General features: G+C 70.8%; 24 protein-coding genes and 1 pseudogene. 14 read left to right on the forward strand and 11 right to left on the reverse strand.

The window, feature by feature from the left end:
- Positions 1 to 62 precede the first annotated feature (62 nt).
- On the reverse strand, positions 63 to 929 hold the full coding sequence (locus tag ACZ61C_RS42155; protein WP_465313564.1) for a LysR family transcriptional regulator: 867 nt from the start codon (positions 927 to 929) through the stop codon (positions 63 to 65).
- Positions 930 to 1015: 86 nt separating this feature from the next.
- Between ACZ61C_RS42155 and ACZ61C_RS42160 the strand changes: the two genes are divergently transcribed.
- Positions 1016 to 1468 carry a nuclear transport factor 2 family protein gene (locus tag ACZ61C_RS42160; protein ID WP_465313565.1) on the forward strand — a complete coding sequence of 151 codons (453 nt, stop codon included), beginning with the start codon at positions 1016 to 1018 and terminating at the stop codon, positions 1466 to 1468.
- Positions 1469 to 1473: 5 nt separating this feature from the next.
- Here ACZ61C_RS42160 and ACZ61C_RS42165 read toward each other — a convergent pair whose 3' ends face one another.
- Both ACZ61C_RS42165 and ACZ61C_RS42170 read right to left on the reverse strand, forming a co-directional pair.
- Positions 1474 to 1779 (reverse strand): hypothetical protein, encoded by a 306-nt coding sequence (locus ACZ61C_RS42165; protein ID WP_465313566.1) that lies wholly within the window; start codon positions 1777 to 1779, stop codon positions 1474 to 1476.
- Positions 1780 to 1788: 9 nt separating this feature from the next.
- Positions 1789 to 2025 carry a three-helix bundle dimerization domain-containing protein gene (locus ACZ61C_RS42170; protein ID WP_465313567.1) on the reverse strand — a complete coding sequence of 79 codons (237 nt, stop codon included), beginning with the start codon at positions 2023 to 2025 and terminating at the stop codon, positions 1789 to 1791.
- A 150-nt stretch (positions 2026 to 2175) separates the two neighbouring features.
- Here ACZ61C_RS42170 and ACZ61C_RS42175 point away from each other — a divergent pair, with 150 nt between their 5' ends.
- Positions 2176 to 3099, forward strand: coding sequence for a hypothetical protein (locus tag ACZ61C_RS42175; RefSeq protein WP_465313568.1), 924 nt, complete (start codon positions 2176 to 2178; stop codon positions 3097 to 3099).
- 71 nt (positions 3100 to 3170) lie between these two features.
- On the forward strand, positions 3171 to 3608 hold the full coding sequence (locus ACZ61C_RS42180; protein WP_465313569.1) for a L,D-transpeptidase: 438 nt from the start codon (positions 3171 to 3173) through the stop codon (positions 3606 to 3608).
- On the opposite strand, the gene ACZ61C_RS42185 is transcribed toward ACZ61C_RS42180, so the two are convergent.
- Positions 3563 to 4024 carry a hypothetical protein gene (locus ACZ61C_RS42185; protein ID WP_465313570.1) on the reverse strand — a complete coding sequence of 154 codons (462 nt, stop codon included), beginning with the start codon at positions 4022 to 4024 and terminating at the stop codon, positions 3563 to 3565. The genes ACZ61C_RS42180 and ACZ61C_RS42185 overlap by 46 nt on opposite strands.
- Positions 4024 to 4452, reverse strand: a complete 429-nt coding sequence (locus ACZ61C_RS42190; RefSeq protein ID WP_465313571.1) for a hypothetical protein — start codon at positions 4450 to 4452, stop codon at positions 4024 to 4026. The genes ACZ61C_RS42185 and ACZ61C_RS42190 overlap by 1 nt, the downstream gene beginning before the upstream one ends.
- A gap of 111 nt (positions 4453 to 4563) precedes the next feature.
- Between ACZ61C_RS42190 and ACZ61C_RS42195 the strand changes: the two genes are divergently transcribed.
- Positions 4564 to 5925: an NAD-dependent succinate-semialdehyde dehydrogenase gene (locus ACZ61C_RS42195; protein WP_465313572.1), complete on the forward strand. Its 1362-nt coding sequence runs from the start codon at positions 4564 to 4566 to the stop codon at positions 5923 to 5925.
- Between the two features lie 261 nt (positions 5926 to 6186).
- On the forward strand, positions 6187 to 6765 hold the full coding sequence (locus tag ACZ61C_RS42200) for an alpha/beta fold hydrolase (RefSeq protein ID WP_465313573.1): 579 nt from the start codon (positions 6187 to 6189) through the stop codon (positions 6763 to 6765).
- Here the strand turns inward: ACZ61C_RS42200 and ACZ61C_RS42205 are convergent.
- Positions 6749 to 7105, reverse strand: a complete 357-nt coding sequence (locus ACZ61C_RS42205) for a bleomycin resistance protein (RefSeq protein ID WP_465313574.1) — start codon at positions 7103 to 7105, stop codon at positions 6749 to 6751. The genes ACZ61C_RS42200 and ACZ61C_RS42205 overlap by 17 nt on opposite strands.
- Positions 7106 to 7233: 128 nt before the next feature.
- On the opposite strand from ACZ61C_RS42205, the pseudogene ACZ61C_RS42210 reads away from it, so the two are divergent.
- Positions 7234 to 7740, forward strand: a pseudogene (locus tag ACZ61C_RS42210) (hypothetical protein); the annotation flags it as partial.
- Positions 7741 to 7871: 131 nt separating this feature from the next.
- Here the strand turns inward: ACZ61C_RS42210 and ACZ61C_RS42215 are convergent.
- The gene (locus ACZ61C_RS42215) at positions 7872 to 9158 is read right to left on the reverse strand and encodes an ABC transporter substrate-binding protein (protein WP_465313575.1); all 1287 of its coding nucleotides are present in this window, start codon (positions 9156 to 9158) and stop codon (positions 7872 to 7874) included.
- A gap of 129 nt (positions 9159 to 9287) precedes the next feature.
- Here ACZ61C_RS42215 and ACZ61C_RS42220 point away from each other — a divergent pair, with 129 nt between their 5' ends.
- On the forward strand, positions 9288 to 10310 hold the full coding sequence (locus ACZ61C_RS42220) for a LacI family DNA-binding transcriptional regulator (RefSeq protein ID WP_465313576.1): 1023 nt from the start codon (positions 9288 to 9290) through the stop codon (positions 10308 to 10310).
- 102 nt (positions 10311 to 10412) lie between these two features.
- Complete coding sequence (locus ACZ61C_RS42225) at positions 10413 to 10781, forward strand: DUF742 domain-containing protein (RefSeq protein WP_465313577.1); 369 nt, start codon at positions 10413 to 10415, stop codon at positions 10779 to 10781.
- On the opposite strand, the gene ACZ61C_RS42230 is transcribed toward ACZ61C_RS42225, so the two are convergent.
- Both ACZ61C_RS42230 and ACZ61C_RS42235 read right to left on the reverse strand, forming a co-directional pair.
- Positions 10768 to 11601 carry an alpha/beta fold hydrolase gene (locus ACZ61C_RS42230; protein ID WP_465313578.1) on the reverse strand — a complete coding sequence of 278 codons (834 nt, stop codon included), beginning with the start codon at positions 11599 to 11601 and terminating at the stop codon, positions 10768 to 10770. The two genes, ACZ61C_RS42225 and ACZ61C_RS42230, sit on opposite strands and share 14 nt — an antisense overlap.
- 62 nt (positions 11602 to 11663) lie before the next feature.
- Entirely contained in the window at positions 11664 to 12269 is a 606-nt protein-coding gene (locus ACZ61C_RS42235) for a TetR/AcrR family transcriptional regulator (protein WP_465313579.1), read from the reverse strand.
- Positions 12270 to 12301: 32 nt separating this feature from the next.
- Between ACZ61C_RS42235 and ACZ61C_RS42240 the strand changes: the two genes are divergently transcribed.
- Together ACZ61C_RS42240 and ACZ61C_RS42245 are read left to right on the forward strand one after the other, a co-directional pair.
- Positions 12302 to 13165, forward strand: a complete 864-nt coding sequence (locus ACZ61C_RS42240) for an SDR family NAD(P)-dependent oxidoreductase (RefSeq protein WP_465313580.1) — start codon at positions 12302 to 12304, stop codon at positions 13163 to 13165.
- Positions 13166 to 13219: 54 nt separating this feature from the next.
- A complete protein-coding gene (locus ACZ61C_RS42245) occupies positions 13220 to 14224 on the forward strand; it encodes an aldo/keto reductase (protein WP_465313581.1) in 1005 nt (334 codons plus the stop codon).
- Here ACZ61C_RS42245 and ACZ61C_RS42250 read toward each other — a convergent pair.
- The gene (locus ACZ61C_RS42250; RefSeq protein ID WP_465313582.1) at positions 14221 to 14688 is read right to left on the reverse strand and encodes a hypothetical protein; all 468 of its coding nucleotides are present in this window, start codon (positions 14686 to 14688) and stop codon (positions 14221 to 14223) included. The genes ACZ61C_RS42245 and ACZ61C_RS42250 overlap by 4 nt on opposite strands.
- Positions 14689 to 14789: 101 nt before the next feature.
- On the opposite strand from ACZ61C_RS42250, the gene ACZ61C_RS42255 reads away from it, so the two are divergent.
- The 3 genes from ACZ61C_RS42255 (at position 14790) to ACZ61C_RS42265 (ending at position 17189) form a co-directional block, all read left to right on the forward strand.
- The gene (locus ACZ61C_RS42255; protein ID WP_465313583.1) at positions 14790 to 15479 is read left to right on the forward strand and encodes a response regulator transcription factor; all 690 of its coding nucleotides are present in this window, start codon (positions 14790 to 14792) and stop codon (positions 15477 to 15479) included.
- Positions 15476 to 16753 carry a HAMP domain-containing sensor histidine kinase gene (locus ACZ61C_RS42260; RefSeq protein WP_465313584.1) on the forward strand — a complete coding sequence of 426 codons (1278 nt, stop codon included), beginning with the start codon at positions 15476 to 15478 and terminating at the stop codon, positions 16751 to 16753. The genes ACZ61C_RS42255 and ACZ61C_RS42260 overlap by 4 nt, the downstream gene beginning before the upstream one ends.
- A gap of 73 nt (positions 16754 to 16826) precedes the next feature.
- The gene (locus tag ACZ61C_RS42265) at positions 16827 to 17189 is read left to right on the forward strand and encodes a hypothetical protein (RefSeq protein WP_465313585.1); all 363 of its coding nucleotides are present in this window, start codon (positions 16827 to 16829) and stop codon (positions 17187 to 17189) included.
- A 63-nt stretch (positions 17190 to 17252) separates the two neighbouring features.
- Here ACZ61C_RS42265 and ACZ61C_RS42270 read toward each other — a convergent pair whose 3' ends face one another.
- Positions 17253 to 17798, reverse strand: a complete 546-nt coding sequence (locus ACZ61C_RS42270; protein WP_465313586.1) for a DUF4232 domain-containing protein — start codon at positions 17796 to 17798, stop codon at positions 17253 to 17255.
- 249 nt (positions 17799 to 18047) lie between these two features.
- On the opposite strand from ACZ61C_RS42270, the gene ACZ61C_RS42275 reads away from it, so the two are divergent.
- Positions 18048 to 18497, forward strand: coding sequence for a hypothetical protein (locus ACZ61C_RS42275; RefSeq protein ID WP_465313587.1), 450 nt, complete (start codon positions 18048 to 18050; stop codon positions 18495 to 18497).
- The last annotated feature ends 26 nt before the right edge of the window (positions 18498 to 18523 follow it).

Consider the following 18523-nt stretch of genomic DNA (forward strand, 5'->3'; position numbering starts at 1 on the left):
CCTGCCTGGGTTCAGGCGGGCCTGGGCACCAGCCGGCTTGACCTCGTCGTCCCCTGCCTGACTCAGGCCGGCTCGCGCACCAACTCCGCCGCAGCCGCCGTGAAAGCGCGTACTCGCGCGGTCGCCGCCCCGGCTCGCCACACGAGCGCCCACTCCAGCCGTGGTGCGTCGCTCAGTGGCACGTACACGACGTCCGGCCGCGGGTAGTACCGCCGGAGGTGCGCACCCACCGGGAGCACACCCTCCCCGGCGCCCGCCAGCGTCAACAGCTCCTGCAGGCCCGCCGACTGCCGGATCTCCGCGTCCGGCGCGTGCTCGTCGAGCCACGGGTCCGGCAGCGCGCACCGCAGCACCGGCACCCGTGCCAGGTCCGCGACCGGCACGGACTCCCGGCGCGCGAACGGATGTCCGGCCGCGACGGCCAGGAAACGCAGCTCGCGCACCAGGACCGGGCCGGTGACCAGATCGGGGCCGTCGAGCGGGAGCCCGGCCAACACGACGTCCACCTCGCCGTCGCGCAGCCACGGCAGGACTTCGCCCGGCCGCACCTCGCGGAACTCGACGCGGCACCCCGGCTCCCGCTTCCGGAACAGCTCCGCGACCCCTGCCAGGAGCTGCCCGCCCGCCGCGTCGCCGAACGCGACGCGCAGCGTGCCCGTCACCCCGCGGCCGGCTTCGACCGCCTTGGCCACGGCCGTCTCGACCGCCGACCAGGCCGGCCCGAGGTCGGCGAGCAGCTGCCGCCCCACCGGCGTCAGCTCGACGCGGCGGCTGGTCCGGGTGAACAGCGGCACGCCGATCCGCCGTTCCAGCTTCCGGATCGTCAGGCTGACCTGCGCGGTCGACACGTGCAGCCGCTCCGCCGTGCGGCCGAAGTGCAGCTCCCCGGCCAGCACCAGGAACGCCTCCAGCTCCCGCGACTCCGGCACGGCCGACCCCCATCGTCAAGTCCTGCTTGACGATCGTGGCACAGGAGCGCGTTGATCGACTTGCCGGACCGCCCGAGGCTGGGGACATGACCACCGACTTGCACGACCGCGTCGAGATCATCGACACCCTGTACCGCTTCGGCCTCGGCCAGGACCTCAAGGACCGCGAGCTCTTCGCGTCATCCTTCGCCGCCGACGCCGCGCTCGACTTCCGCCCGGCGGCCGCCCGCTGGGGCGCCGAGCCGGCGCCGATGACCGGCCGGGACACGATCGTCGACACGATCCTCGCGCTGTTCGAGGGCCGGGTCGACACGACCCACCAGGTGACGAACGAGCGCGTCCGCGTCACCGGCGACACCGCCCGGCTGACCGCGATGGTCGAGGCCCAGCACCTGCTGAGCGCCGACCACGGCACGCACGCCCTGCTGAAGAACCGCTACGAGGCCGACCTGGTCCGCGACGGCGACCGCTGGGTGCTGCGGCGGGTCGTCATCACCAACGCCTGGTACACCGGGGATCCGGTGGCCATCTTCGGCTGAGGCGGTTATTCGCCCCGCATCGAACGGCGGATTTCGGCCAGCCGGTCCTTGGCGGCCTGGTCACGGTCGGCGATCTGCTTGTCGAGCGTCTCGACCGTGTTGTCCGTGCCCAGACCGGCCACTTCGCTCGCACCGGCCGACGTCGTGTAGCGGTTTTCGATCTTGTCGCGGACGAAGTCGAAGCTGGGCACGCCGCCCTCGCTGTAGTCCGGGTCCGGCAGTGCCGGCGAAGGCACCGCGAGGGCGGCGGTCGGTGTCTCGTCGACGATCTCGCCGTCCACGACGTTCGGATCGTCCTGGGGTTTGTCCATCTCCCGACTTTAGCGCCGGTGCTTGCCGCTCGGCTCCCGCAGCGAGTCGCGGACGGCCCGCTCGACGAGGATCGGGACGAACGCGTGGATCCGCGCCGCGTCGAACCGCTGCCGCTCCCGTTCGACGAGGGCGTGCACCGACGGGCGGTCCAGGCTCGTGTAGTCCGCGTTCAGGCGGTCCTCCACCACGTGCAGCTGGAGGTCGAGCTGTTCGGACGCGATCGTGTCGAGCGTCTGCGTAGTCATGCCTGGGTTAATGCCACCGTAGATGTCTCCGGGGTGAACTCAAGATTAACGGCAGGTGATTTGACCGCAGTGGGTAATTCGGCCGTGGAGCGCCGCGCCGCCGTGGGGAATTCTCGGTCCCGTCACGCCGGAGTCCGGAGGGAGCAGACCATGGGTGCCGGGGCCTACCACGCCGAGACGGCGGAAATGGGGACGGTCGTCAAGGCGGTCGAGGACGTCGGTTCGTCCTTCCTGTCGACGACCCGCGACCTGGAAGGCCTGGTGCTGGACGCGCTGTCGTTCGCCGGCATCGGCAGCGGGGTCGCCGCGGCGAACTCGGCGCTGCACTCCTCGCTCGGCAGCGCGCTGCAGAAGTTCCTCAGCCTCATCACGAACGTGAACCAGAACGTCCAGACGGCCGCGAACGGGTACAACGCCGCCGACACCGACGTCGCGCAGGCCTACGGCGGCGGCCAGGCCGCCACCACCGCGCAGGGCGGCGGGGGAGCGGCGGCCGCGGCGGCGCCACCGCAGCTGGACCCGCGGGTCGTCGACTCGATCATGAACTCCGAAGGCGCAACCGGCGAGCAGGGCGGCGTGCCGGAGGCCTACGGCTTCCGGCAGAACATGCACAACGGCTACGACCGGATCATCGCCGCGCGCGAGCAGTACGGCATCGGCAGCGCCGAGGAGCGCGCCGTCGTGTCCGACCTGATGACCGCGAACGCCCGGACGGCGGGCGCGCTCAACTTCACCGACCCCGGCGCCCAGGCCGCGGTCATGTCCGGCGCCCACATGCGCGGCGCCGGCGGGGTCCGCGCGATCATCAACCACATGGCGGGCGACGACATCGTCCAGAGCTCGCGCACGATCAACGACGCGGCGGTCCAGCACGCGCAGGGCCTCACTCCCCAGCAGTTCCAGCAGGAGTTCCACGACGCGCGCATCGAGTACGACCGCCAGGTCTACGGCGACACGACCACCCGCCAGGGCGGGCACACGCAGAACTGGTGGGACCGCTACGGCAACGGGCTGACCCAGCGCTACGACCGTGAGCAGAACGAGTTCCTCCAGCTGTCCCAGCCCCAGAACTGATCATCCCGGTTCGAAGATCGCAAAACGGGGAACCCTACACCGTGTAGCCGATCGACAACGGGAGGCACGCGATGAACCGGAGGATGGTCGCACTACTGGGCGGGGTCGCCGCGATGGCGGGGACCTTGGGCTTCGCGGGAACGGCCGAAGCGGCGTCGACGCCGTGCAGTGCCGAAGCGAAGGCCTGTGTCCAGCGCAGTTCGAATACGGCGTGGCTGACGGACGGCGCCGGCAACGTCACCTACGGCGGGGTCCCGATCACGGTCGGGCTGCCGAAGTACCCGACCCCGCTCGGGAAGTTCCACGTGCAGTACAAGGACATCGACCACTACAGCAAGCAGTTCAACGGGCCGATGCCGTACTCGGTGTTCTTCACGACCACCGGCGTGGCGTTCCACCAGGGCAGCCTGAAGGTCAAGTCCCACGGGTGCGTGCACCTTTCGCACGCGGCCGCGGTGATGTTCTACAACTCGCTGCACCCCGGTGACGTCGTCGAGGTCGTGTCCTGACCCGTCTGATGTGGACGGTGCAGCAGCACGGCGGTGACGGCGCCGAAGACCAGGTGGTCGAGGATCTGCGGCACGCGCGGCAGGGCCCGCACGGCGGGACAAGCGCGTGCCGCGACCCCGAGGTCGAGTGCGGCGATGACGAGTCCGGCCGCCGCGCCCCGGATGAGCCCTGGGCGGACCCGGCGGGCGGCCGCGGCGAGGACGACGGTCCACGTCGCGGAGACCAGCACGTGCGCGACCAGCCCGGCGGCGACGCCGGGCCGGTCGCGCCGGCCGGGGAGCAGGGTGCCCGCCGCGCGGGTCGCGGCCAGGACGTCCCGGCCGGTGAACAGCGCGTGGGCGGTGGAGGGAAACCCGCTCACGACGGCGGCGACGGCTCCGGCGCGGACGGCCCGCCTGACGTCGCCCGAAGTCATCAGCTCGCCGCGAGGTAGGCGGCCACCCGGATCCGCAGGCCACGGATCTGGGGGAGCTCGATCGTGAACGTCCGCGCCGGCCGGTAGCCGGGCCAGGGATCGGCGTGGGTGCACGGCCCGGCGAAGTAGACGAAGCCGTCTTCGTCGTCGTAGCGGCCCGGTGACCACCGTGCGGCTTCGGCCGCGTTCCCGGCCCGCGCCAGCCAGTACGCCTCGTGCTTCATGACGCGTTTGAGCTGTCCGGCGAAGGCCGTCAGCTCGCCTTCCGGCAGGCCCAGGCCGCGACCGCTCCAGACCCGCGGCGCACGTTCGTACGTGCACGCGGGGCAGCCGAAGCTGACCGAGCTTGCGGTGCAACGGCGGGTCCAGCGACCGGGTTCCCTTGTCAGGGCGGAAAAAGAGGATCCGCCGGTGATCTCCAGCGTCATGGGGGAACGATAGTCGATCACGTGCCGACGGGTACCGCCGCGCGGGTGTCGACCAGTGATCCCATGGTGTATACAGTATGCAGTAGGCTACCGTGGGCACAGGAGGCCACCATGTACTCAGTCACCAACCCCGCCACCGGTGAACGGGTGGCGGAGGTCCCGAACGCGACCGACGACGAGGTCCGCGCCGCGATCGAGCGGGTGCACGGCGGGTTCGCGGCCTGGCGCGCCCGGCCGGTCGCCGAGCGCGCCGCGATCGTGCTGCGCGCGGCCGAGCTGTTCGCCGAACGCGCCGACGAGCTGGCCGCGATCATGACCCTGGAGATGGGGAAGCGGATCAACGAAGGCCGCGGCGAGGTCGGCGTGGTCGTCGACATCTTCCGGTACTACGGCGAGCGCGGCCCGGAGCTGCTGGCCGACGAGCCGATGCCGATCCGCGCCGGCGAGGCCGTGCTGACGAAGGAGCCGATCGGCGGGCTGCTCGGCGTCATGCCGTGGAACTTCCCGGCCTATCAGGTCGCTCGGTTCGTCGCGCCGAATCTCGTGCTCGGGAACACGATCCTGCTCAAGCACGCTTCGATCTGCCCGCGTTCGGCGGTGGCTGTCGAGGAGGTGCTGCGGGAGGCGGGGGTGCCTTCGGATGTCTATGTGAACGTTTTTGCGTCGAGTCGGCAGGTTCCTTGGATGCTTGCTGATCCTCGGTTGGTGGGAGTCTCGCTTACCGGTAGTGAGGGGGCGGGGATTTCTGTTGCTGCCGAGGCGGGGCGGAATCTCAAGAAGTGTGTTCTCGAGCTGGGTGGGTCCGATCCGCTGATCGTTTTGGATACTGATGATCTTGATGAGACCGTGAAGGTTGTCGCTACCGCTCGGATGCGGAACTGTGGGCAGTCTTGTAATGCGCCGAAGCGGATGATCGTTCTTGGGGAGTTGTACGACGAGTTTGTTGATCGGTTGGCCAAGCGGGTCGCCGAGTATTACGTGCCGGGGGATCCTGCTGATCCGGCTACTACCTTGCCGCCGTTGGCTTCTGTTGCCGCTGCCGATGAGGTGGCTGCGCAGGTTGAGGCGGCGATCCGGGAGGGGGCGACGCTGCGGGCTGGGGGGCGGCGGGTTCCTGGGCCTGGGGCTTTTCTTGAGGCGACCGTGCTTACCGATGTGACGTCGGGGATGGCTGCTTATCATGAGGAGATTTTTGGGCCGGTGGTGATTGTTTTTCGGGCTGAAGATGAGGATGAAGCCGTTGCGCTTGCCAATGACACGCCGTTTGGGCTTGGGGCGAGTGTTTTCGGTACTGATCGGGAGCGGTGTCTGCGGGTTGCTCGGCGGGTTGAGGCTGGGATGGTTTATCTCAACAAGTCCGGCGGGTCTGAGGCTGATCTTCCCTTTGGGGGGATCAAGCGTTCGGGGATTGGGCGGGAGCTGGGGGTTTTGGGGATTGAAGAGTTTATGAACAAGAAACCGATACGCCTCTGAACTGCTGTTTTGTTGCGTTTGGCCCCGCTGCGCCGTCACAGAATCCTGGGCCGTCTGCTGCGGCCGGCGGGGCTTGAACACGCGGTTGGTCGCCGCCCGAGCCCGCTTGTGGCTCGACGGGACGAGGTGCGTGTAGATCCGAAGCGTGTATCCCGGACGATGGGGAGGGCTGCCACCAGGCCAGACCTGAGCTGCGGTTTCGTCGTGTGAACGGCGAGCATCGGTCAACGGCAACCCGATCGGGTCGCCGGCATCCATCTCATGCCGCCGCTCGCACCGCCCGATCCGGCCACGTCGGACGACCTCACCGGTGCCGAGCGGGCGGCGCTCGCGACACGGCGGGAGGCGGACGAACGGGGCTCCGGATACTCGGCGCAGCAGTCGACCCGGCCGCAGACGGTCGGCTACGGGCTGGTCGACTCGCCGGCCGCCCTCTGCGCCTGGATCGTCGAGAAGTTCTGGTCGTGGACCGAATCCGGTGGCGACCTGCATCGGGTTGTTACCCGGGATGAGCTGCTCGACAACCTGATGCTCTACTGGCTGCCCGGCTCCGGTGCCTCATCCGCCCGGCTGTACTGGGAAAGCCTCCGGCAGGTCAACGAATGGATCTCCGGGTCGGCCGGCGCGCCGGTGACCGTACCCACCGGCTGTTCGGTCTTTCCCCAAGGAGCTGCAGCGCCCGTCTCGGCGGTGGGCGGAGCGCCGGTTCCCGAACATCCGGTACTGGAACGAGCCCGGCAAGGGCGGCCACTTCGCGGCATTCGAGCAGCCGACGTTGTTCGTCGACGAGGTCCGGTCATTCTTCCGGCTGGTCCGCTGATGGTCACCCGTTCTCGGTAAGCGGCTGGCTAAAGATCAACAGGTGCCCATCGGGTGTCCGTACGTTGAAGTCGCGCATCCCGTAGGGCCGGTCAGCCAGTGGCTCGACGATGTCGGCGCCGCGGGCGCGCAGCTCGTCGTGGCAGGAATCGACGTCGTCGACGATAACCGTCACCCTGGCCGGGCCGACGCTGCTTTCGGCGTACAGGTGGAACTCGGCGGTGTCGCGGATGACGGCCGCGTAGCTAGGTGGGGTCTCCCAGGTGAAAATGGTGTCGAATCCGAGTACGTCCGTGAAGTACGACCGCGCTGCCTGCACATCTCGGCACGGCAGCACGGGAATCGCCACCCGCATGACCATTCCGTCACCTTACCTGACTTCGGCTCAAGATCGCTGATCTTGGGTGGGGTACTGGCTGTTGAGCTGCGGTTTCGTCGTGTGAACGGCGAAGATCTGCGCACTGAGCGGCCGGTTCCAGGCTGTCTCTCGTGGCGTATGTGCGCACGGTGAAGACGGCGTCGGGGGTCAGGGCGTTGCAGGCCGGCAGTGGTGCTGGTGGTGGGCCGCTTGCGATCACGTCGTCGCGGATGGGGTGCCTGTGGGACGCGCTCGGCCACGCCTACCAGCTGTTGGGGTTCGAGGAGGCCGCTGGTGGTGACGAGGCGTTCCGATTACTGGTGCTGGCAGGGATCGTCGAGCCGACCAGCAAACTGGACAGTCTGCGGGTGGTCGAGGAGGCAGGTTTCGACCCGCCGGCGTACGCGACCCTCAAGCGGCGTCTGCCCGCGTTCGCGAAAGAGTCCTGGCGGCAGAAGTTGGCCGCGGCGTGCGCCCGCACCGCTGTCAAGAGTGTCAACCGGACCCTGGAAGCCAAGGCACGCGCCCTTGCCGGCCTCAAAGGCTACGTCACCAACCTCCCGGACGTCACCGCCGAGTTCGTGATCGACGCCTACCACCGACTGTTCCACATCGAGAAGTCGTCCAGACAGGCCCGGACGCGACCGGACCCAACCTATTCGGTTGTGACTTTTGCTTTGGGAGACCTACCCCCTCGTCGGATATTGTTTAACACCGGCTGACCGCTGCTGGGACGAGGGGCTGGTTGGGGGAGTGTCTCCCCTCCTCTTTATGGGATGATCCCTCGGGAATTCAGTGCGTCCGTCAGGCGCTCTCTCAGTTCTTTTGCTGTTGCTTCCACGTTTATCTCTGCTGGGGGTGACAGGACCTTTGAGATTACCGTTGACAGGTTTTGGTACGCCGGGGTCAGGGGGCGGACTGCGGCGTCTGTCAGGGCCTTTTGGATGTCGCCCTTCATGGGGTACTGGTCCTGCATTGTCGGGTTTTCCTTGGGGTCCGCGGGTTTTGCCGGGTCCAAGGGTGTGTTGTCGCTGTAGATCGATGTCAGGCTCGGGGGTACTCCGTCGACCAAGGCCTGGTACTTCTGTGATGTTGCGTTACGCAGGCACAGGGCCGCTTCGAATGCCTCTGGCTTGTGCTGGGAGTACGTCGAGACCGCCAGGTTGAAGCCGCCGATTGTCACCCTGCTGGCGCGGCCTGGGATCACCGATGGGTAGCGGGTCCACTTGAAGTGGGTCAGGTCCTGGGGCTTCTCCTTCGCGTACGACGCGTACACGAACGGCCAGTTCAGCTCGGTCGCCGCCTGGCCGCGTTGGAATGCCTGGCGGATGTCGTCTTCCTTCTGGTTCGTCAGGGACGGGTCCGTGATGCCTGCCGTCGTCAGCCTCTTCAGCAGCTCCAGTGCTTGGACCGCGCCGTTGTCCATGACCACCGACTTGCCGTCGTCGGACAGGATGTGGCCGCCCGCTGAGGCGACCAGGGTGTTGTAGAAGACCACCAAGCCTTCGTACTGCGCGCCGGTGAACACCACCTGGTACGGCTTGCCCGCCGCCTTCAGCTGCTGGGACTGGGTCATCAGCTCGTCGAACGTCTTGGGCGGGGACGGCGTTATCCGGTCGTCGTACCAAAGTAGCTGGACGTTCGTGTTCTTCGTTGCGCCGTAGAGCTTTCCGTTCCACTTGGCGGTGGTCAGGGGCCCTGGCAGCACGTCCTGGGTGGCCGCCGCCGCGTTGGCTCCTGTCCACTCCTCGGCCCAGCCCGCCTCGGCGAACTCCGGCACCCAGGTGACGTCGAGGCCGAGGACGTCCAGCGACGTGTCGCCCGCTGCGAGGCGGCGGACCATCTGCTCGCGCTGGCCGTCCGCGCCGCGGGGGAGTTTGTTGTAGACGATCTTGTAGCGGCCCGCGGCCTCCTGCGTGCAGCGGTCGACCACCGTCTGCAGGTGGTCCTCCGGCGAGATGTACAGGTTGATCGTCAGCCCGCCGGCGGAGGAGCACGCGCTGAGCGTGGTGGCGGCCAGCAGGGCCGCGCCGGTGACGGGGAGGAGCAGGCGCATGTCGGCCTCCTTGCCGGGCAGGCAAAACCCATTGCAAGCGCTTGCAGCGATGATTAGCCTTGTTTGGGGCAGCTGTCAATGGTGGTGGCTCGGATGGCTGCAAGCGCTTGCAACGAACGGGGGTGGGGGATGCCGGAGAAGCTCGACGACGTCGCGCGGCTCGCGGGCGTCTCGGCCGCCACCGTCTCGCGGGCGCTGCGCGGGGTTCCCGGTGTTGCCGACCGGACGCGGACGCGGGTGCTCGCCGCGGCCGAGGAGCTCGGCTACGCCATCTCGCCCGCCGCGTCGAGCCTGGCCACCGGCCGGACCGGGACCGTCGGCGTGATCGTGCCCTACGTCGACCGCTGGTACTTCTCGCGGATCATCTCCGGGGTCGAGCGGGTGCTGCGGGACGCCGGGATCAGCCTGCTGCTCTACAACCTCGGCGACGAGCCGGGCCGCGAACGGTTCTTCGCCGGCCTGCCGCTGCGCCGCCGGGTCGACGCGGTACTCGTGCTCTCCCTGCCGCTGACGCGGGCCGAACGCGAGCAAGTGCTGGCGCTCGGCGTCCCGCTCGTCACGATCGGCACCGAGGAGCCCGGCGGCGACTCCGTCGGGATCGACGACCACGGCGCCGCCGTGACCGCGATGCGCCACCTCGTCCAGCTGGGCCACCGCGAAATCGCGTTCATCGGCGAGAGCGCCCCGATCCCGCTCGGGTTCACGACGCCGCTGCGGCGGCTGGCCGCTTACCGGGAGGTCTACCACGAGGTGTGTCGCGAGGACGGCCGCGAGCCGGAGCCCGGGTTCGAGACCGGCGGCGGCTTCTCCGTCGCGGGCGGGGAACGCGCGATGAGCGTCCTCCTCGGCCTGCCGCGCCGGCCGACCGCGGTGTTCGCCGCGTCGGACGAAATGGCGTTCGGGGCGCTGCGGACATTGCGGCGGGCCGGGCTGCGGGTGCCCGGGGACGTTTCGGTGCTCGGGTTCGACGACCACGACCTCGCCGGCCTGCTCGAGCTGAGCACGGTCGCGCAGCCCGTGGCCGAGCTCGGCGAGCGGGCCGGCCGGCTCCTGCTGGCCAGGTTGTCCGGCGGAAAAATCGCGACATCTCCGGCGATTCTCCGGACCCGGCTGGTCCTCCGGGGCAGTACCGCGCCGACCTCAGGACGCTGACCAGCGCTTTTTCCGGCGTTGCTCTGTTCGGTCGATTGCGGGCTACTCGATCTTTAGGTCAAATAATCGCCGACAAGGATTAATCGCCGTGAGGAGCTGGCTGTGCACTGGGGGTCCGTGCTCGAAGAAGGCGGGGCGGGGATGGTCCGCCCGTACTTCCGCACCCATGGCCGCACCCGCCCGACCCGGGACCTCCCGATCGAGACACTCGTGTCGATCACCCAGCGCGGGCGCGCGGTGGTGCGGGGGAGCACGACGGAGGAGACGGAGATCTGCGCGCTGCTGCGCACTTCGCAGTCGGTCGCCGAGGTCGCCGCGCGGCGGCGGATCCCGCTGGGGGTGGCGCGGGTCCTGCTGTCCGATCTGGCGGACCGGGGGATCGTCGCCGTGCACACCGCGCGGAAGGGCTCGGGGAACCGGCCCAGCCTCGAGCTGATGGAACGCATCCTCCACGGTCTCAGCCGGCTGTGAACTCCCGGACGAGCCGGGCGAACTCCGCCGGCTGGTCCAGGGGCAGCAGCGTGTAGCTGTCGGCCACCTCGACAAGGTTTCCCTTCGGTAGCAACGCCTCCAGCCGTCGGCCGTGCTCGAGTGGCATGACGCGGTCCTCGCTCGCCCAGACGAGGAGCACCGGCCGGTCGAAGCTCGGCAGCCGTTCGGCCGCCTCGATCAGGAAGCCCGGCGAAGCGGCCGCCGCCCGCAGGGCGCGGACCGTGTCGCGGCGGATCGCCGCATCGGCCAGCAGGGGGCGGATCCAGCGGGCCGTCGCCGCGTCGCCCCGCTTGGTCAGCCAGCCGAACGCGATCGGGAGCCGCCGCACCGCGCGCAGCCGCATCTGCTGCATGAACACCCCGAACAGGCCCGGCGACAGCTTTCCGGTGGCGACCAGCGTCTTGCCGGTGAGCCCGGGCGGGAAGTTGTCGAACGCGTCGCACGAGCCGAGCACCACCCCGCTCACCCGCGGCGCGCCGCCCGCCATCAGCAACTGCACCAGCGCGCCGCCGGTGTCGACGCCGACGAGCGTGACGTCCCGCAGGTCGAGGCGCTCGAGGAACTCCGTGAGCAGCGCGGCGATGCCGCTCATCGACAGGTCGGCGTCTTCGCGCATCGGCTGCCGGTGCGCGCCCAGCGGCAGGGTCGGGACGACGCACCGGTGGTCACGGGCGAGGTCCTCGACGGGGACGTCCCAGAGTGTTCCGTCCATCAGCAGGCCGTGGACGAAGACGGTCACCGGGCCCGGCCCGCCGGTGTCGGTGTACTCGACGGTGCCCGCGGACAGCTCGACCTGCATGACAGCCTCCCAGTGTGGTCCCCTGGCTGAAGTGAACCACGTGGTTCGCAAACTGTCGAGCGTCAGCCGGTGGCTTCCTCCCGCTCCACCGCGCGCAGCAGCGCCTCGAACCCGGCAGCCGAGCCGTCACCGTCGTCGCTGGTCAGCAGGTCGACCAGAAAACCGCGCAACGTCGCGAGGATCATCGACGCCACCTCGAACTTCCGCGGCTCCGGCCACTGCGGCGGGCAGAAGGAGATGAGCGTCGGCAGGTACTGCTGCGACGCGCCCCGGCCGAGCGCCGCGTACCGCCCCGGGTCGTACATCGCCAGGCCCATCGCCTGGTCGAGGACCCGCCGCAGCTCCGACTCCTCGTCGCGCAGGCTCACCCAGGCTGCGCGGACCCGGTCGGCCAGCGACGACGACGAGGCGGCGACCGCGGTCAGCGCATTGCCGATCCGCCGCTCACGCAGCGAAAAGACCACCTGGCGGAGCAGGTCTTCGGCGCCTTCGAAGTGGTAGAGCAGCACCTTGTGCGTCGTCCCGGCCGACTTCGCCGCGCGCCGCAGCGAGAAGTCCACCAGACCGTTCTCGGCGACGTCGTCGGTGATCCTCGCCAGCAGCTCCCGGCGCCGGGCTTCGCCGCGGGCCGAGCCGGCCGAGCGCCGGTAGCCGGTAGCGTTCTCCATGCGGGACAGCTTGGCACGGGGAGGGGACGGGCATGCGGGTGCTGGTGACCGGGGGCAACGCCGGGATCGGCTATTTCGCCGTCGAGCAGCTGGCTTCGGCGGGGGCGGAAGTGGTGATCGGCAGCCGTGACGCGGCGAAGGCGGAGGCCGCGATGGCCTCGGTCCGCTCGCAGGTCGCCGGCGCGAAGGTGGGGTACGTCAAGATCGACCTCGCCGATCTGACGTCTCTGAAGGCGCTCGACACCGGCGAGCTCGACGCGGTCGTCTGCAACGCCGGGGTCCTGCTCGACCACCCGCCGCGGCGCGAGACCGACGCCGGTCACGAGCTGATGTTCGGCACCAACCACCTCGGCCACTTCGCGCTGGTCGCGGCGCTGATGCCGGTGCTGAGCCCGGAAGCGCGCATCGTCACCACCGGCAGCTTCGCGGCGAAGTCGTCGAGCCTCGACTTCGCCGACCTCCAGAGCGAACGCGACTACCAGCCGAAGCGCGCGTACGAGCGGTCCAAGCTGGCCCAGATGCTGTTCGCGCTCGAACTCGACCGGCGGCTGCGCGACGCCGGTTCGAAGCGGCTGAGCGTGATCGCCCACCCCGGTGGCGCGCTCGACTCGCTGACGCCGTCCCGCCCGCCGGTGCACGTCCGCACCGCCGGCCAGTGGCTGCGCGGCCTGCCCGCCCGCGCGCTGCTGCAGGGCAAGGACGCCGGCGCGCGCCCCGCCGTCCGCGCGGTGCTCGGCCCGGACGTCGCCGGCGGGCAGCTGTGGGGTCCGCGAGTGTTCGGCCTGCGCGGCCGGCCACGACTCGAACCGCGCTGGGCCAACCTCGCAGACGACGCGGCCGCCGGGCGGGTGTGGGCGGAAAGTGTCACGCTGACCGGAGTGGACCCCCTGGGCTGACTGCACGGTGCGGGGTTTGACCCGGACCGCGCTCCGGGTTGCAGGATCGAGACCATGACCGAACTGGACGACTACCGGCCGCTGGGCCGCTCCGGCCTGCGGGTTTCCCCGCTGGCCCTCGGCGCGATGACCTTCGGCACCGGGTCCTTCTGCGCCGACGACACCACTGCGCGCAAGATCTTCCGCGCCTACGTCGAGGGCGGCGGCAACTTCGTCGACACCGCGGACAACTACAGCGCGGGCCGCAGCGAAGAGCTCGTCGGCGAGTTCCTCCGCGACGTCGACCGGGACGACGTCGTGCTCGCCACGAAGTACTCCGGGCCCGGCTTCGGCGGCGGAGAACCGCGGTCGGACCCGCGCCGGCGCAGCAACGGCCGCAAGAACATGGTCGCCTCACTGGAGGCGTCGCTGCGGCGGCTGCGCGTCGACCACGTCGACCTGTACTGGCTGCACATCTGGGACGGCTTCACCCCGGCGGAGGAGGTGATGGCGGCCTTCGGCGACCTGGTGCGCGCCGGGAAGATCCGCGCCGTCGGGCTCAGCGACGTCCCGGCCTGGTACGCGACGAAGGCCGCGATGCTCGGCGGGCCGCCGGTGACGGCGCTGCAGCTCGAATACTCCCTGATCGAGCGCGCCATCGAGGCGGAACACGTGCCGCTGGCGCGGGAGTTCGGCATCGCGGTCCAGCCGTGGGGCGCGATCGGGGGCGGGTTCCTGTCCGGCAAGTACACCTGCGACGGCGCCGGCGAGGGACGGCTCGCCGAGGCGTCCCGGGCCACGCCCGAGAGCCGCTGGGCCGTGCTGGACGTCGTCCGCGACGTCGCCGCCGAGGTGGGCGCGACCCCGGCCCAGGTCGCTCTGCACTGGGTGACGCGCCAGGCCGCGATGCCCGCGCCGCTGATCGGCGCGCGGTCACCCGAGCAGCTCGCCGACTCCCTCGGCTCGCTCACCCTCGACCTCACCGAGGCCCAGCTCGACCGGCTGACCGAGGTCAGCGCGCCGGACCTGCCGTTCCCGCACGGTGTCCTGGCCCGGCTCAACGCCGGTTTGCCGTCCTAACCGCGGCCGCGGTGGCCGCCGCTGTCGTCGGCGACCGTTTCGGCGTGCGGCTCGCCGTTGAGGCACGTCACGGCCGTCACGTACTCGGCCCCGTCGTTCTTGAACTTCACCGACGCGGTGGCGGCGGGGCCGCGCGCGACGTCGTCCGCGCGGTAGCCCGGGGCCGGGCTCCACGACTTCAGGGTGACCTGGCCGCCTTCGCACGTGGCGACCAGGCTGCCGCCGGAGACGGTCAGGCCGCGCGGCGCCGGCGCGCTCGAGGTGACCGGCGTGGTTGACGGCGCCGGGGTGGTGCTCGTCGGCACGGTTTCGAGCGCGCGGGCGACGTCGTCGGCGGACAGCGGCTGGTTCTGCGGGCCGAGGATGCCCGCGCCGACCAGGTCGAGGGCCACCGTGCCGACCCCGGCGGTGGCCGCGGCGGCCAGCAGCCAGCCCGCCGTCATCAGCAGTCCGCGCCGTCCCATCCGTCCACTGTGCCATCCGGGCGGGTTAAAGCGCGGCTAAGACGTCCTTAGCGTTCGCCAGAAGCCCGGCGAAGCGGCTTCGCCTGTGTAGCCTCCCCGGAATGGCGACCGTGCTGCTCGTCGAGGACGACCCGACCATCCGCACGGCCGTGCTGCGCGCGCTGGGCGAGCGCGGGCACACCGTGACCTCGGCGCCGACCGCGATGTCCGGGCTGCAGGCGGCGGTCACCGACCGGCCCGACGTCGTCCTGCTCGACCTGGGCCTGCCCGACCTCGACGGCCGCGAGGTGCTGCGGATGGTGCGGGCGGTCAGCGCGGTGCCGATCATCGTGGTCACCGCGCGCGGCGCCGAGGAGGAGATCGTCCGGCTGCTCGACGCCGGCGCCGACGACTACGTGGTCAAGCCGTTCGGCGGCGCGCAGCTCGACGCGCGGATCCGCGCGGTGCTGCGGCGGGCCGAGCCGGAGGAGACGACGGGCCCGGTCGTCGTCGGCGGCCTGTCGGTCGACGCGCGGACGCGGGAGGCGTCCCTCGACGGCGCGCCGCTGGACCTCACCCCGCGCGAGTTCGACCTGCTCCACTACCTCGCCGGCCGCGCGGGAACCGTGGTGAGCAAACGCGAACTGCTCGCCGACGTCTGGAAGCTGCCCTACGCCGGCGCGGACAAGACCGTCGACGTGCACCTGTCGTGGCTGCGGCGCAAGCTCGGTGAAACCGCGCAGGAGCCCCGGTACCTGCACACCGTGCGCCGCGTCGGCGTCCGGCTGGCCGAGCCGGGGACACCGCCGTGAGGAAACGGCTCGCGCTGCTGGTCGCCGCCGCGATGAGCCTGGTGCTCGTCGCGTTCCTCGTGCCGCTGGCGATCCTCCTGCGGTCGGTCACGGCGGATCGCGCGGTCACCGCCGCGACGGCGAAGGCGCAGTCCCTCACCTCCCTGGTCGCGACGGCCGAGACGGCGGCACTGCGGCCGGCGGTCGACCAGCTCAACACCACCGCCGGTCACCCGGTGACCGTGTTCCTGCCGGACGGCACCGTGCTCGGCGCGCCGGGTCCGCGCACCCCCGGCGTCGCGCTGGCGGCGGCCCAGGGCAGCAGCCTCACCGTGGCGGACGCGGGCGGCCGGGAGATCCTCGTCGCGGTGCAGGGCCTGCCGCGGGGGACGGCCGTGGTGCGGGCCTTCGTCGACCGCGCGGAGCTGACGCGCGGACTCGGTGCCGCGTGGCTGGTGCTGGCCGCGCTGGGCGTCCTGCTGCTGGCGCTCGGGGTGTTCGTCGCCGACCGGCTGGCCCGGTCGATCGTGCGGCCGGTGCACGAGCTCGCGGCGGTGTCGCGCCGGCTCGCCGAAGGAGACCTCGACGCGCGGGCGCGGCCGGGCGGGCCCGCGGAGGTGCGGTCGGTCGCCGCCGCGCTCAACCTGCTGGCCGCGCGGATCCGCGACCTGGTCCGCCAGGAGCGCGAGGCCGTCGCCGACATCTCGCACCGCCTGCGGACACCGCTGACCGTGCTGCGGCTGGACGCCGAGTCGCTCGCCGACCCCGCCGAGGCCGAGCGGATCACCGGGCACGCCGAGAGCCTGGAACGCCAGGTCACCGCGCTCATCGACCAAGCGCGCGCCCGGGACTCGGCGCCCGGGGCGTGCGACGCGGCTGCCGTCGTCGGCGCGCGAGCGGAGTTCTGGTCGGTGCTCGCGCAGGACCAGGACCGGGCGGCGACGGTCGCGCTCGATCCCGGCCCGCTGCCGGTCGCGGTCGGCGAGCCGGAGCTGGCCGCGTGCCTGGACGCGTTGCTGGGCAACGTCTTCGCGCACACGCCGGAAGGGACGGGGTACACGATCCGGCTCACCGCGACGCCGGACGGCGCCCGGCTGGAGGTCGCGGACGAGGGGCCGGGGTTCGACCTCGGCGGCGTCGAACGGGGTGCGAGCGGCGCCGGATCGACCGGGCTCGGGCTCGACATCGCGCGTCAGACCGCGCGTGCTTCCGGTGGGACGTTCGGTGTTGCCCGGGTGCGGCCCCACGGGGCGCGGGTCGTGCTCGAGCTCGGGAAGGCTTTAGGGATGCCTTAATCCTCGCGCAGTGCGCCGCTATCGTCGGGCGCGGGAAGCTCTTTTTGTTGTCGGAGAACCAAAAGGAGCAGACATGCGCAAGATTCTGGTGATCGCGGCGGCCGGTGCGGTACTCGCGGTCGGAGGTACTACGGCGGCGCTCGCGCAGTCCGGAGCCGACGACGGCACGCAGGTGCCGGCCACCTCGACGCCGTCGGCCACGACCTCAGCGGAGACCTCGACCACCTCGGCCACTCCGGAGACCTCGGCGTCGCCGAGCACGTACCCGACCCGGTCCGCGCCGAGCACCTACCCGACCCGCACCCACGACCTCGGTGACGACCACGGCGGCCGCGGGAACGAGCGCGGCGACGACCACGGTGGCCGCGGGAACGAGCGCGGCGACGACCACGGCGGCCACCACGAGGCCGGTGACGACCACGGCGGCCGCCGCTGACGGGTCCACAATGGACGACACGCGTGTCTGGATGGACGACACGCGTGTCGTCCGCCGGTGGGGTTACGGCTGGGCGGGGCCGGTGGTGACCGGGCCGACGGTCAGGCCGTGCGCCTCGGCGGAGCTGTCGAGCGGGCCCTGGTTCCACGGCAGCGTGATCGCCGGGTCGCTGGTGTCTCCGCGCGGGGTGGTCGTCTGCGGCGCGGTCACCGTGACGCTCGCCGGCGAGACCTGGTTCTCCGGGCCTTCGATGCCGGTCCAGTGCAGCAGCATCGACGCGGGCGCGCCGTCGGCGACGGTGACGCGCGGCGCGTCGGCCGCGGCCGGGTCCGGTGTCACCGTGATGTCCTCGGCGCCGGCCAGGCTGACCGGCAGGGCGCCCTGCAGCGTGCAGGAGTCGCCCGGCTTCGCGGTGAACTGCACGTACGCGTAGCGCTGGCCCGCCCCCGGCGAACCGGCGACCAGGGTGGTGTCGATCTGCGAGGACGTGCAGTTGAAGTCGGTCGGCATCGCGGACGCGGTCCCGGCCGCGGCGACCACGGCGGTCGCGGCGGCGCCGGTCACGGCGAGGGCGGTCACGGTGCGGCGGACGCTCGGACGAACGGACATGAGCGGAACCCCTTCCTGTGTCAGGCGGTCCGGTGAGTTCTCCACCGGAATCCGCGCTCATTGGGAAAGATGCCCACGACACGATCAGGTTAGCCCCAAAGTGCGATTGCCCGCACAAAAGCAACCCTGGGTGATCTTGGACGTCTTAAGAGTGGTTCGTGTGTGCGGACTCAACCGTCTCGCGGACTCGAGCGTGTACTTCGCCGACGGCGCCGGACCGACCGGGGCCCCTGGGGAGGGATCAGGCTCATGACCCGACTTCTGCCGATCGGCGCGGCGGTCGCCGCCGCGCTGGTGACGATGACCACGCCCGCCACCGCGAGCCCGGCCGCCACCTGGCCGAACGACACGTTCCTCGTGTGCGTCCCGGTCGCGCCCTGCCCGGCCCAGACGAACGGCGGCATCATCTGGAGCAGCCGCTCGGCGCTGGTGCAGGGGCAGGTGCGGTCCTTGCCCGGCTCCGGCACCAGCACCGGCACCACCGTGTACTTCGAGGCCTACGCCGGAAGCGTGAAGGTCGACAGCGACACCCGGACCGCCGGTCCCGGCAAAGAGGTGCCGTACGACGTCACGCTCAGCACGGACCTGGTCGGCGGCTTCGACCGGGTGAAGATCCAGATCTGCCTGCCGGGGCCGACGAAGTGCAGCGATCCGCTTCACGCGCACCGCGACGCGGTCGCGGAGCACCTGGTCGGCTGAGCGACACCGGCGCCGGTGGGACCGGG

It is taken from the genome of Amycolatopsis sp. NPDC104587 (assembly GCF_055583645.1).

Bases quoted from the DNA above. Each gene is read 5' to 3' on its own strand.
- ACZ61C_RS42160 (WP_465313565.1), top strand. From the start codon at position 1,016: ATGACCACCGACTTGCACGACCGCGTCGAGATCATCGACACCCTGTAC.
- ACZ61C_RS42165 (WP_465313566.1), bottom strand. From the start codon at position 1,779: ATGGACAAACCCCAGGACGATCCGAACGTCGTGGACGGCGAGATCGTC.
- ACZ61C_RS42170 (WP_465313567.1), bottom strand. From the start codon at position 2,025: ATGACTACGCAGACGCTCGACACGATCGCGTCCGAACAGCTCGACCTC.
- ACZ61C_RS42175 (WP_465313568.1), top strand. From the start codon at position 2,176: ATGGGTGCCGGGGCCTACCACGCCGAGACGGCGGAAATGGGGACGGTC.
- ACZ61C_RS42180 (WP_465313569.1), top strand. From the start codon at position 3,171: ATGAACCGGAGGATGGTCGCACTACTGGGCGGGGTCGCCGCGATGGCG.
- ACZ61C_RS42185 (WP_465313570.1), bottom strand. From the start codon at position 4,024: ATGACTTCGGGCGACGTCAGGCGGGCCGTCCGCGCCGGAGCCGTCGCC.
- ACZ61C_RS42190 (WP_465313571.1), bottom strand. From the start codon at position 4,452: ATGACGCTGGAGATCACCGGCGGATCCTCTTTTTCCGCCCTGACAAGG.
- ACZ61C_RS42195 (WP_465313572.1), top strand. From the start codon at position 4,564: ATGTACTCAGTCACCAACCCCGCCACCGGTGAACGGGTGGCGGAGGTC.
- ACZ61C_RS42200 (WP_465313573.1), top strand. From the start codon at position 6,187: ATGCCGCCGCTCGCACCGCCCGATCCGGCCACGTCGGACGACCTCACC.
- ACZ61C_RS42205 (WP_465313574.1), bottom strand. From the start codon at position 7,105: ATGGTCATGCGGGTGGCGATTCCCGTGCTGCCGTGCCGAGATGTGCAG.
- ACZ61C_RS42215 (WP_465313575.1), bottom strand. From the start codon at position 9,158: ATGCGCCTGCTCCTCCCCGTCACCGGCGCGGCCCTGCTGGCCGCCACC.
- ACZ61C_RS42220 (WP_465313576.1), top strand. From the start codon at position 9,288: ATGCCGGAGAAGCTCGACGACGTCGCGCGGCTCGCGGGCGTCTCGGCC.
- ACZ61C_RS42230 (WP_465313578.1), bottom strand. From the start codon at position 11,601: ATGCAGGTCGAGCTGTCCGCGGGCACCGTCGAGTACACCGACACCGGC.
- ACZ61C_RS42235 (WP_465313579.1), bottom strand. From the start codon at position 12,269: ATGGAGAACGCTACCGGCTACCGGCGCTCGGCCGGCTCGGCCCGCGGC.
- ACZ61C_RS42240 (WP_465313580.1), top strand. From the start codon at position 12,302: ATGCGGGTGCTGGTGACCGGGGGCAACGCCGGGATCGGCTATTTCGCC.
- ACZ61C_RS42245 (WP_465313581.1), top strand. From the start codon at position 13,220: ATGACCGAACTGGACGACTACCGGCCGCTGGGCCGCTCCGGCCTGCGG.
- ACZ61C_RS42250 (WP_465313582.1), bottom strand. From the start codon at position 14,688: ATGGGACGGCGCGGACTGCTGATGACGGCGGGCTGGCTGCTGGCCGCC.
- ACZ61C_RS42255 (WP_465313583.1), top strand. From the start codon at position 14,790: ATGGCGACCGTGCTGCTCGTCGAGGACGACCCGACCATCCGCACGGCC.
- ACZ61C_RS42265 (WP_465313585.1), top strand. From the start codon at position 16,827: ATGCGCAAGATTCTGGTGATCGCGGCGGCCGGTGCGGTACTCGCGGTC.
- ACZ61C_RS42270 (WP_465313586.1), bottom strand. From the start codon at position 17,798: ATGTCCGTTCGTCCGAGCGTCCGCCGCACCGTGACCGCCCTCGCCGTG.
- ACZ61C_RS42275 (WP_465313587.1), top strand. From the start codon at position 18,048: ATGACCCGACTTCTGCCGATCGGCGCGGCGGTCGCCGCCGCGCTGGTG.